Source organism: Bradyrhizobium sp. STM 3561 (assembly GCF_045571455.1).
Lineage (GTDB): Bacteria > Pseudomonadota > Alphaproteobacteria > Rhizobiales > Xanthobacteraceae > Bradyrhizobium > Bradyrhizobium vignae.
This window is the reverse complement of the sequence record NZ_CP120695.1, coordinates 2,005,021-2,016,822: the sequence shown is the minus strand read 5'-3', so window position 1 is coordinate 2,016,822 and position 11,802 is coordinate 2,005,021. Positions and strand designations below refer to the sequence as shown.

The following is an 11,802-nucleotide window of genomic DNA, read 5'->3' as shown; positions in this document are numbered from 1 at the left end:
TCATGTGGGGCATCGTTCCGGCCGCGGGCCGCGGCAGCCGCATTCAGCCGCTCGCCTTCTCGAAGGAATTGCTGCCAGTCGGCAGCCGGCGTGACGACGGTACGGACCGCCCCTGCGCCGTCTCCGAATATCTCCTGGAGCGGTTGATCCTGGGCGGTGCCGACAAGATCTGCTTCGTGATCTCGCCGGGCAAATCCGACATCCTCGAATATTTCGGTGACCATTACGGCAGCGCCGAGCTCGCCTATGTCGTGCAGCCGGAGGCAGCCGGCCTGTGCGACGCCGTGTTCAGGGCAAGCACCGTCGTCGGGCAACACGAGGATGTCTTCGTCGGACTGCCCGATACCGTGTGGTTTCCCAAGGCGGCCTTGCATTCCCTGCCGGATGCAGACCTCTCGTTCCTGCTGTTCCCGGTCGAGCACCCCGAATTCTTCGATGCGGTGGTGCTGGACGGCGAGCAGGTGACGGAGATCCAGGTCAAGCAGCCGCACGCAACCTCGCGCTGGATCTGGGGCGCCTTCAAGATGTCGGCGCGCGGCTTCCGCGAGCTCCGGTCGCTGTGGCACGCGCGCGAACGCCGCGACGAATATTTCGGGACGCTGGTCAATGCTTATCTTTCGTCCGGTGGCCGCGGCATCGGCGTCAAGGCCGGCGAATCCTACGTCGATGTCGGAACCATCGACGGCTATCGCACGGCGATGGCGCTGCTCGCCGAGACCTCCGAGGGCCGATCGAGGCTGCGGGCCCGCGCGTCGTCGGACGGCGCCCGCCCGCTCGCAGCGAACAACGGAGCGAATGCATGACCAGAGGTGCCCTCTCCCGTGAGGAGATCCGCCAGCGCATCGACGCGCTCGGGCCATGGTTTCACAATCTCGACCTCAAGGGCGTGCCGACCGCGCCGTCGCACTTTCTGGGCGACTATCCCAATGTGAAGTGGCAGCGCTTCTCCGGAATCATCCCCGATCGGCTCGAAGGCAAGACCGTGCTCGACATCGGCTGCAACGCCGGCTTTTACGCCATGGAGATGAAGCGGCGCGGCGCCGAACGCGTGCTCGGCCTCGACACCGACGAGGAATACCTTGCGCAAGCCCGCTTCGCGGCCGAAGTGAACGGACTCAGGATCGAGTTCCGCAAGATGTCGGCCTATGATGTCGGCCAGCTGCGTGAAAGGTTCGACCTCGTCATCTTCATGGGCGTGCTCTACCATCTGCGGCACCCGCTGCTCGCGCTGGACCTGATCCATGAGCACGTCGCCGGCGACCTCCTGCTGTTCCAGTCGATGCAGCGCGGCGACAGCCGCGTCGACGCGATCGAGAAGAACTACGACTTCTGGACCACCGAGCAGTTCGATTCGTCCGGCTACCCCAAGCTGCACTTCGTCGAGCATAAATATGCCGACGACCCCACCAATTGGTGGGTGCCCAATCGCGCCTGCGTCGAAGCCATGCTGCGCAGCGCGGGCTTTGCCATCGCGGCCCATCCGGAGGATGAGGTGTATCTGTGCAGGCGCACGACGCGGCCGCAGGCCGATGGCCCGGTCTATCCGTCGCGGGAGACGGACCGATGATCGAGGCCGCCAAGATCTGGAACGAGCCCAACAACAAGTCGCATTGGGACCTCCTGATCGACCCGGCCTGGGCGATGTTCGCAAACCTGGCGCTGGCGGCCGGCAAGGCGATCCGCAGTGCGCACCCGACCTTGCCGCGCGTGCTCGGCGGCATCTCGCCGATCGACCCGTCCTTCATGCGCAACATGCAGGCGCGCGGCGTGATCGATCACGTCGACGCCGTCGCCGTGCACGGCTTTCCGCTCGACTGGAATTTGTGGCAGATCGGGGAATGGCCGGCCAAGATCGAGGAGATCAAGGCTGTCATCTCGCTCCCGGTCTGGGTGACCGAAGTCGGCGTCTCCTCGTTCGGCGCCGAGGAGGTACAGGCCTGGGGCCTGTCGCGCACAGCCGAGCTCTTGATCGGCCGCGCGCCGCGTATCCACTGGTACAGCCTCTACGATCTCCCTTCGACCTGGGAGGCGACCACCCGGCACAAGGAGGCGGAGGGTTCCTCCTATTACCGGCACTTCCACATGGGCCTGCTGCGCGAGGATGGAACGCCGAAAGCCGCAGCGGAGCTGTTTGGCCAATATGCGCCAGACATGGGTCTGTGCCAGTGGTTTCACTTCGAGGACCATCGACTTGATGACGCCGTGCGCTGGATGCGCCGCTTCGGCGTGAGGCACTTACGGACCGGCCTGTCATGGGCCGACAGCTTCCGTCCCAACGCGCTCGACTGGTTCGACCGCCAGATGGACGCGCTGGCCGAGTTCGATGTCACCGTGACCTTCTGCTTCACACCGGAACACCGCGGTCTCGAACCTCATCACACCAGCCCGCCGCTCGACGTCAACGAGTTCGCCGATTTCTGTGCGCAGATGGTCGAGCGCTATTGCACGAAAACCGGCGTCGCTTCGTCGCTGACGACGCCGCCGCTCAGGGAGCCGACATGCGTGCCCTGATCCTCGTGATGGATTCGGTCGGTATCGGCGCGGCGCCCGATGCCGTCAATTACGGTGACGAAGGCGCCAATACGGTCGGCCACGTCGCGGACGCGTGCATGGCCGGCCATGCCGACAGCCCGCAGCGGGAGGGCAGACTGCGCGTTCCCAATCTGGTGGCACTGGGACTGGGTGAGGCCTGCCATCTGGCCACCGGCCGCGTCCCGCCCGGGCTCGACGGCCGGGTTCAACTTGCGCGCTATGGATGCGCGAGCGAGATATCCTGGGGCAAGGACACGCCGTCCGGCCATTGGGAGATCGCCGGCGTGCCTGTCGCGTTCGACTGGGGCTATTTTCCAAAGATCCAACCCTGCTTCCCGCGCGATCTCGTGGAGAAGCTGTGCGAACTGGCCGGACTGCCCGGCATCCTCGGGAACTGCCACGCCTCCGGCACCGACATCATCTCCGAATTCGGCGAGCGCCACATGCGCAGCGGCGAACCGATCTGCTACACCTCCGCCGACAGCGTGTTCCAGATCGCGGCGCACGAAGAGACGTTCGGGCTCGAGCGGCTCTACGAGGTCTGCACGATTGCGAGGCGGCTGGTCGATCCCCTGAACATCGGCCGCGTCATCGCGCGTCCGTTCGTCGGATCGAACGCGCATGACTTCAAGCGCACCTCGCACCGGCGAGATTTCTCCGTTCCGCCGCCCGAACGAACCATTCTCGACCTTGCGCAACTCTCCGGCCGCGATATCGTGACGATCGGCAAGATCGACGACATCTTCGCCCATCGCGGCACCGGGCGAAACCTGCGCGGCGACGGCAATGCGGCACTCTTCGATGCCACGCTGGATGGGCTGGCGAGCCTTGCAGAAGGCGGGCTGCTGTTCGCGAACTTCATCGATTTCGACACGCTCTACGGCCACCGGCGCGACGTGGCCGGCTACGCAGCGGCGCTCGAAGCCTTTGACGTCCGCCTTCCCGAACTGCTGAACCGGCTGCGAAGCGACGATCTGCTGATCATCACCGCCGATCATGGCTGCGATCCGACCTGGAGCGGAACCGATCACACGCGCGAGCAGGTCCCGATCCTGGCACAGACCGCGCAATCAATGTCTCCGATTGGCCGACGCGCGGGGTTCGCCGATATCGGTGCGACCGTCGCGAGACATCTCGATCTGCCCGCGCCGCTTCATGGCGCGCATTTCTAGCCGCCATTCACTTGGGTTATTGATCCAGGTTAGAGAAATTTTCGTTTGTAGGTCTCGCAGGAACGAACATTCCTTGCATCGCTTCTAACTCCCAGACGTGACTGGCGCGCGGGTCGCCCGACCAAGCAAAGCGCGCTTCAACTCTCATCATCGACTGATCCCGAACGGATCGGTCCCATGCGGCACGGAGCGGTGAATGACGCGAGTATTGATTACTGGAGGCGCGGGATTCATCGGCTCACACACGGCCGACGTGCTGCTTGCGGCCGGTTACGAGGTCCGCCTTCTCGACAATCTCTCTCCGCAGGTCCACGGCGGCAACCGTCTGCGGCCCGCCTATCTCGCGGACGATGCGGAGCTCGTCGTCGGCGACGTCACCGACGCCGTCGCCGTCGAACAGGCCTTGCGCGACGCCGACATGGTGCTGCATCTCGCCTCCGCCGTCGGCGTCGGCCAGAGCATGTACGACATCGAGCCTTATGTCAGGACGAACGAACTCGGCACTGCGGTGTTGCTGCAGGCGCTGGCCAAGCGCCCCGTCGCGCGCCTGGTCGTGGCATCCTCGATGAGCATCTATGGCGAGGGCCTCTATCGCGACGGCGGCGGGAGCATCGTCGCGTGCGACGAACGACCGATCGAGCAGCTTCGCAAAGGCGAATGGGAATTGCGGGACACCGCTGGTCATCCGCTCGATCCCGTGCCCACCCCTGAAACGAAGCAGCCGTCGCTGAGCTCGATCTACGCGCTGAACAAGTATGCGCAGGAGCGCATGTGCCTGATCACGGGCAAGGCCTACGGCATTTCGACCGTCGCCTTGCGCTTCTTCAACGTGTTCGGTCCGCGACAGGCCTTGTCCAATCCCTACACCGGCGTGCTGGCCATCTTCGCTGCACGGCTGCTCAACGGCCGTCCGCCGCTCGTTTTCGAGGACGGCCTGCAGCGGCGCGACTTCGTCCATGTGCGCGACGTTGCCCGCGTCTGCCGCATGGCTCTCGAAGCCGAGCACAGTCAGGACGTCTTCAACGTCGGCTCGGGTCAGAGCCGCAGCATTCTGTCGGTCGCCGAGGATCTGGCCCAGGTGATGGGACGGCGCGAGATCGCGCCCGAGATCACGCGAAAATACCGGGCCGGCGACATCAGGCACTGCTTTGCCGATATCGGCAAGTCACGCGACCTGCTCGGCTTCGAGCCGCATGTCGCGTTCAAGGACGGCCTTGAAGAGCTCGCCGGGTACCTCGCCGACCAGATCGCGGACGATCAGGCCGAGCGGGCGACCCGCGAGCTGCTGCAACGGGGATTGGTTGCGTAATGAGCGAGCAAGCGAACGGACACGTCCTGGTCACCGGCGGCTGCGGCTTCATCGGCTGCAATCTCGCCGACCGCCTCGCCGAGCGGGGTGATCGCGTTCTGGTGCTGGACAATCTCGCCCGCGCCGGCGTGCGCGAGAACGCGCAATGGCTGAAATCCCGGCATGGCGACCGCGTCACCATCACGGTGGCTGATATCCGCGACCCAATTCCGGTGATCGACGCCGTGCGCGAGGCGCGGGCCGTGTTGCACCTGGCAGCTCAGGTCGCCGTCACCGACAGCGTCAGCGATCCCGCCGCCGATTTCGAGATCAACGCGCGCGGCACGCTGAACGTGCTCGAGGCCGTTCGCCTGCACAACAAGTTCGCGCCGGTAATCTTCGCCTCGACCAACAAGGTCTATGGGCGCCTGATCGAGGACAGCGAGATCGCGCTCCAGGAGCGCCGCTACATGCCGGTCAGCGACCTGCTCACCGGCGGCGTCTCGGAGAATGCGCCGCTGGATTTCTACAGTCCCTATGGATGCTCCAAGGGCACGGCCGATCAATATGTCCACGACTATGCCCGGGTGTTCGGGCTGCAGACCGTGGTGATGCGCATGAGCTGCATCTACGGGCCGCGGCAATTCGGCACCGAGGACCAGGGCTGGATCGCACACTTCCTGCTCAGCGCCATCCGCGGCAATCCGCTGACGATCTATGGCGATGGCAAGCAGGTCCGCGACGCGCTGCACGTGTCGGACGCGGTGAGCGCCTGGCTCGCAGCCCTCGACCACATCGCGCTGGCCCGCGGCCGCGTCTTCAATCTCGGCGGTGGTCCGGCCAATGCGGTCAGCCTGCTCGAACTGATCGACCGCATCACCGAGCTGACCGGCCGCAAGATCAACTACCGCTTTGCGGATTGGCGACCTGGTGATCAACCCTGGTACGTGACCGACACGAGGGCGCTGGCCACCGCGCTCGGCTGGACGCCGCAAATGTCCCTCGCCGACGGCCTGCGCTCGCTTCACGCCTGGCTCGACGGCCGCTTCGGATCACCCGGAAACCGCGAGGCTTTGGCATGACGCGGATCGCTCTCATCAATCCCAACTGGGATTTTGCGGGAAGCATCTATTTCGGCTGCCGCTCGCCCCATCTTCCGCTCGAGCTCGGCATCTCCGAGCACTATTTGAAGACGGCCGGCCACAAGACGCTGCTGCTCGATGCGCATCTGTTCGATCTCTCGCTCGGCGAGATCGAGGCCGAGCTGCGCGCCTTCGGTCCCGACCAGATCGTCTTCACCACTGCGCCGACATACCTGTTCTGGCGCTGCGCGCCGCCGGAGCTTCGCGTGCCGCAACAGCTCGCACTGGCGGTGAGGGACCATGCGCCGACACTGATTGCGGTGGGCCCGCATGGCTCGACCACGCCGAGGACGGCCTTGAAGAAGCTCGGCGCCGACATCGTCGTGATGGGCGAGTGCGAGGCGTCCCTGCTGCGTCTCGCCAACGGCGAGTGGGACTTTCCCGGCCTGTGCTTCGCAGACGGTGCTTCTTTGCGCGTCAATGGCGGGCCACAGGCCGTCGCGTTCAGCGACCAGCCCGCACTCGATTGGCCGGACGAGATGATCCGGCGCCATCATCACCATCATCACCGCTTCGAAGCCGAGCCGAGTGCACCGGGCGCCGAGGTCGAGGCCTCGCGCGGCTGCCCCTACAACTGCACGTTCTGCGCCAAGGAGAATTTCCGCAACGCCTACCGCAAGCGGCCGCCAGCGGTCATTCTCGACGAGATCGACCGTTTGTGCGACCAGGGTATCGAGTACGTCTATTTCATCGACGAGATCTTCCTTCCCAATCGCGAGCTGCTGGAGGGGTTGACGACCCGCGGGCTGAAGTTCGGCGTGCAGACACGTATCGATCTGTGGAAGCCCGACATGCTCGCCCTGCTCGGCCGCGCCGGCTGCGTCTCGATCGAAGCCGGCATCGAGAGCCTGACCGTCGAGGGGCGCGCAGCACTCGCCAAGAACTGCAAGATGACCACGGATCAGCTCGCCGATCGGCTGGTCGAAGCCCGCCGCCACGTCCCCTTCGTGCAGGCCAATCTGATCGAGGTGCCCGAGGACGACGATCCCGTCGTGCAGCGCTGGCGCCGCACGATGCAGGATGCCGGCGTCTGGGCCAACGATCCGGTGCCGCTCTATCCCTATCCTGGTTCGCCTGACTATCGGAAGCTCTGGGGCGAGCCCGACGATTTCGCCTGGGAGCGCGCGCACCGGCACTATCTGGCGATGTTCGACCAGTTCAGCGACGTGCAGAACGACCGCCCGGTCCCACTCGACACTCTCGAACGTCAGGTGACCTCATGAGGCCTAGCGCGGACCTCAGGATCATGATGACGACCGACACGGTTGGCGGCGTTTGGACCTATTCCTGCGCCCTCGCCTCCAGCCTCGCTGCGTCCGGTGCCGACGTCACGCTCGTGACGATGGGCCCGCAAGCTCGCAACGATCAGCGCCGGATGCTGCGCGACACCCGGGTGCACCTGATCGAAACGGATCTCGCGCTCGAATGGCAGGACCCGGACGGGCGAAATGTTTCCGAGGCGAGGCGCGTGCTCGCCAACCTCGAAGCCAGCTTGATGCCCGATGTCGTGCACCTGAACAGCTTTCGCGAAGCGACCTTTGCCTGGCACGCCCCGACCGTGCTGGTGGCGCACTCCTGTGTGAATTCCTGGGCCGTCGCCTGCCGCGATACGGCCTGGCTCGACGAGCCCCGATGGCGTCGCTACACCGAGCGGGTCGCCGCGGCGCTCGACATGGCGGAGGCCTGGGTGTGTCCGAGCGGGACCTTCTACGACGACATGACGGCGATCTACCAGCCCCGGTCGCGCGGCGCGGTGATCTGGAACGGCATTGCGCCTCGCGACCCCGCGGGACGGAAGCAGGACGTGATCTTCGCGGCCGGTCGGCTGTGGGACCGCGCCAAGAACATCGAGGCTCTCGCCGCCGCCGCACCCGAGCTCGATTGGCCGGTCGAGGTGGCCGGCCCCATCGATACAGACCTGGCTGCGGGTGTGACCTGGCTCGGAGAGCTGCCGCACGAGGCCATGGCCGCGCGATTGCAGCATGCGGCGATCTTCGTCAGCCCCGCACTCTATGAACCCTTTGGCCTCTCGGTGCTGGAGGCAGCCGCGGCAGGCTGCGCCCTGGTCCTCTCGGACATCCCGACGTTCCGGGAATTGTGGAGCGGTGCCGCCCTGTTCTTCGATCCGGCCGACAGCCAGGCGCTCCACCGAACGCTCTCAGAGCTTTGTGCCGGCAATTTCGGGCGCACGCGCCTGCAACGCGCCGCCTATGAGCAATCCCTGACCTATTCGCTGACGCGGACGACGAGCGCCTATCTTGGTCTCTACGAGGACCTGCTCGCATCGCGCCGGACGAGCGCGGCGGCCAGCCAGATCGAGGTGCGCGCATGAAATGCGTCCTATTCTATCATGCGTTCACGTCCTGCTGGAACAACGGCAACGCGCATTTCCTGCGTGGCTATGCGCGCGAGCTTCATGCGCTCGGGCACGAGGTCGTCGTATTCGAACCCATCGACGGCTGGAGCCGGCTGAACGCCATCCGCGAAGGCGGCAGTCATACACTGGAGGATATTCCCGCCCTTTTCCCCGGCATCGAGATCCGCCGCTACGATGCCAGTCTGGATCTCGAGCGGGCGCTGGACGGCGCCGATCTCGTCATCGTGCATGAATGGAATTCGCCCGATCTGATCGCGCAGATCGGGCGCAGGCGGGCGCAGGGCGCGCCCTTCACCCTGCTATTCCACGACACCCATCACCGCGCCGTCAGCGCGCCTGAGGAGCTCGCGCAATTCGACCTCGACGGATTCGACGGCGTGCTCGCCTTCGGCGAGGTGCTTCGGCAGATCTATCTGAAGCTCGGCTGGGCCGACCGGGTCTTCACCTGGCACGAGGCAGCCGATGTCGCGCTGTATCATCCGCTGCCACAGGTTGATCGTACAGACGATCTGGTCTGGATCGGCAATTGGGGTGATGGCGAGCGCAGCGCCGAACTGACCGAATTCCTGGTCGAGCCCGTGGCGGAGCTGAAGCTCCGCGCGAGCGTTCACGGCGTGCGCTATTCGGACGAAGCGCTCCACACCATCAGGAGCGCAGGTATCCGTTATGGCGGCTGGCTGCCGGCACACTGGGCTCCCATTGCCTTCGCCGGTGCGCGCGCAACGATCCATGTGCCGCGCGGGCCTTACGTAGCCCTGCTTCCGGGCATTCCGACCATCCGCGTGTTCGAAGCGCTCGCCTGCGGCATTCCCCTGGTCTCGGCGCCTTGGTCGGATACGGAAAGGCTGTTTCCGGAGGGCGCCTATCTCAGCGTTGCCGATGGCGCGCAGATGAAGCGTGCGCTTCGCGCGGTTATCGACGATCCGCAGTTGGCGTCCGCCATGGTGCAAACCGGCCTGAAGGCCATTCAGGATCGTCATACCTGCCGCCACCGCGCCGCGCAGCTCATCGACATCGTGAGCGACATTCGAGATTCGAGCCGCCGGGCGTGCTCCCGCCACATCGGAGCCGTCGCATGAAGATCTCGTTCTTCGGATCCAGCCTCGTCTCGTCGTACTGGAACGGCGCCGCCACCTATTATCGCGGCATGCTGAAGGAGATCGCAGCGCTCGGCCACGAGGTTACCTTCTACGAACCCGACGCCTTCGGGCGCCAGGCGCATCGCGACATCGACGATCCGGATTGGGCCAGAGTGGTGATTTTTCCCGCGACTCCGGACGGCTGGCGCCGCTCGCTCGATGCAGCCGTGCAATCGGCCGACATGCTGATCAAGGCCAGCGGCGTCGGCGTGTTTGATCTGGAGCTGGAGAACGCCGTTGCTGCGTTGCATTCCCGGCTGATCCGGATCTACTGGGACGTGGACGCGCCCGCCACGCTCGAAGCGATGGAAAGCGATCCACAGCATCATCTGCGTCGCGCGATCCCGTGCTATGACATGGTGCTGACCTATGGCGGCGGCGATGGTGTCGTGTCGGCCTACCGATCGATGGGCGCGCGGCACTGCGTGCCGATCTACAATGCACTCGATCCGGCCACGCATTTTCCGGCGCCCGCCAATGCGCGCTTCGCCTGCGATCTCAGCCTGCTGGCGAACCGCCTGCCCGATCGCGAGACGCGTGTCGATCACTTCTTCCTGGACGTCGCACGCCACCTGCCCGGCAAGTCCTTCGTGCTCGGCGGCTCCGGCTGGGACGACAAGGACGCCTCCGCCAATGTGCGCAAAGTCGGCCATGTCGGCACCGCCGATCACAACGCGTTCTTCGGCTCCGCTCTCGCCACGCTGAACGTCAATCGCGACAGCATGGCGCGCTACGGTTTCTCTCCGCCAACCCGTGTGTTCGAAGCGATCGGCGCGGGCGCCTGCCTGATCACCGATCAATGGGCCGGCATCGATCATTTTCTCGAACCCGGCCGCGAGGTGCTGGTTGCCGCTGACGGAGCCGAGGTCGCGGAGCACCTCGCCGCACTGGATCCGGAGCAGGCCCGATCGATCGCCCGCCGCGCCCGCGCGCGCATCCTCAGCCAGCACACCTACCGGCAGCGCGCCCGCCAATTCAACGATCTCTTCGTCGCCAGCAGCTCGCGAATCGAGGCAGCAGAATGAACCTCTCCATCGTCGTCATCGGACTTTCGGTCACTTCGTCCTGGGGCAACGGTCACGCCACGACGTACCGCGCCCTGATCGAAGCCCTGGCGCGACGAGGTCACCGCGTCACGTTTCTGGAGCGGGACGTACCCTGGTATCGAGATCACCGCGACGTGACCAAGCCCTCTGCCTGGGCCGTCGAGCTGTACCAATCCTTGAAGGAAATTCCGCGCCGGTTCGGCAAGCTGATCCGCGATGCCGATCTGGTGATCATCGGCTCCTATGTTCCTGACGGCATTCCGATTGCCGAATGGACGACGACCCATGCGAGGGGCATCACGGCGTTCTACGACATCGACACGCCGGTCACGTTGGCGAGGCTCGAGCACGGCCTCAATTATCTTTCCGCCGCAATGATCCCGCGCTTCGATCTTTATCTGTCGTTCACCGGCGGACCGGTGCCCGGGATGATCGAGCAGAGCTACGGCAGTCCACTCGCACGTGTCCTCTATTGCAGCGCGGATGCGGAGATCTACGCACCGAAGCGGGCACAGCCGAAATGGGCGCTGGGCTATCTCGGGACCTACAGCGAGGACCGGCAGCCGGTTCTCGACGAGTTGCTGCTTGCGCCGGCGCGCTCGCTGCCGTCGGAACAATTCGTCGTCGCCGGCGCGCAGTATCCCGAACATATCGCCTGGCCCGCCAACGTCGCTCGGATCGAGCACCTCCCGCCAAAGCAGCATCCGACGTTCTACGCCGCGCAACGCTTTTCCCTGAACGCCACCCGCGCCGACATGAGGGCGCTGGGCTTCTCACCGAGCGTCCGGTTGTTCGAGGCCGCCGCCTGCGGCACGCCGGTGATCTCGGACCGATGGCCTGGGATCGAGACGATCTTCGCGCCGTCCCGCGAAATCCTGCTGGCGTCCAGCCCGCGCGAGGTGATCGAGATCCTGCGCGATATGCCGGAAGAGCAACGGCGCACCATCGCTCACAACGCGCGGCGGCGGGTTCTCGCCGATCACACCCCCGATCATCGCGCCCGGCAGCTGGAGACCTATTACGCCGAGGCATCCGCGCGGCGCCGCCGCAAGACGGCGCCCCTTCCCGTCGCTCGCCCCATGCAGGTCGCAGAACTCTGAAAGGCC

The 11,802-nt window shown here is 65.4% G+C and carries 11 protein-coding genes; all 11 read left to right on the top strand.

All coding sequences use genetic code 11. The annotated features are described in order from the left end of the window. Positions 1–2 precede the first annotated feature (2 nt). The 11 genes from P6U28_RS09090 to P6U28_RS09040 all read left to right on the top strand — a co-directional run bounded on the left by P6U28_RS09090 (position 3) and on the right by P6U28_RS09040 (position 11,796). Complete coding sequence (locus tag P6U28_RS09090) at positions 3–803, top strand: nucleotidyltransferase family protein (protein WP_122403918.1); 801 nt, start codon at positions 3–5, stop codon at positions 801–803. After that, positions 800–1,567: a TIGR04290 family methyltransferase gene (locus P6U28_RS09085; protein ID WP_122403919.1), complete on the top strand. Its 768-nt coding sequence runs from the start codon at positions 800–802 to the stop codon at positions 1,565–1,567. The genes P6U28_RS09090 and P6U28_RS09085 overlap by 4 nt, the downstream gene beginning before the upstream one ends. Next, on the top strand, positions 1,564–2,511 hold the full coding sequence (locus tag P6U28_RS09080) for a glycosyl hydrolase (RefSeq protein ID WP_122403920.1): 948 nt from the start codon (positions 1,564–1,566) through the stop codon (positions 2,509–2,511). Before P6U28_RS09085 ends, P6U28_RS09080 begins: the two co-directional genes overlap by 4 nt. Continuing rightward, positions 2,499–3,704: a phosphopentomutase gene (locus tag P6U28_RS09075; protein ID WP_122403921.1), complete on the top strand. Its 1,206-nt coding sequence runs from the start codon at positions 2,499–2,501 to the stop codon at positions 3,702–3,704. Before P6U28_RS09080 ends, P6U28_RS09075 begins: the two co-directional genes overlap by 13 nt. 196 nt (positions 3,705–3,900) lie before the next feature. Next, positions 3,901–5,013, top strand: coding sequence for an NAD-dependent epimerase/dehydratase family protein (locus tag P6U28_RS09070; protein ID WP_122403922.1), 1,113 nt, complete (start codon positions 3,901–3,903; stop codon positions 5,011–5,013). Continuing rightward, on the top strand, positions 5,013–6,074 hold the full coding sequence (locus tag P6U28_RS09065) for an SDR family NAD(P)-dependent oxidoreductase (protein WP_122403923.1): 1,062 nt from the start codon (positions 5,013–5,015) through the stop codon (positions 6,072–6,074). Before P6U28_RS09070 ends, P6U28_RS09065 begins: the two co-directional genes overlap by 1 nt. After that, positions 6,071–7,357: a TIGR04295 family B12-binding domain-containing radical SAM protein gene (locus P6U28_RS09060; RefSeq protein WP_122403924.1), complete on the top strand. Its 1,287-nt coding sequence runs from the start codon at positions 6,071–6,073 to the stop codon at positions 7,355–7,357. The genes P6U28_RS09065 and P6U28_RS09060 overlap by 4 nt, the downstream gene beginning before the upstream one ends. Further along, a complete protein-coding gene (locus P6U28_RS09055) occupies positions 7,354–8,466 on the top strand; it encodes a glycosyltransferase family 4 protein (RefSeq protein WP_122403925.1) in 1,113 nt (370 codons plus the stop codon). The genes P6U28_RS09060 and P6U28_RS09055 overlap by 4 nt, the downstream gene beginning before the upstream one ends. Then, on the top strand, positions 8,463–9,590 hold the full coding sequence (locus tag P6U28_RS09050) for a glycosyltransferase (RefSeq protein ID WP_122403926.1): 1,128 nt from the start codon (positions 8,463–8,465) through the stop codon (positions 9,588–9,590). The genes P6U28_RS09055 and P6U28_RS09050 overlap by 4 nt, the downstream gene beginning before the upstream one ends. Further along, positions 9,587–10,675: a glycosyltransferase gene (locus P6U28_RS09045; protein ID WP_407122079.1), complete on the top strand. Its 1,089-nt coding sequence runs from the start codon at positions 9,587–9,589 to the stop codon at positions 10,673–10,675. Before P6U28_RS09050 ends, P6U28_RS09045 begins: the two co-directional genes overlap by 4 nt. Then, entirely contained in the window at positions 10,672–11,796 is a 1,125-nt protein-coding gene (locus tag P6U28_RS09040; RefSeq protein ID WP_122403928.1) for a glycosyltransferase, read from the top strand. The genes P6U28_RS09045 and P6U28_RS09040 overlap by 4 nt, the downstream gene beginning before the upstream one ends. The last annotated feature ends 6 nt before the right edge of the window (positions 11,797–11,802 follow it).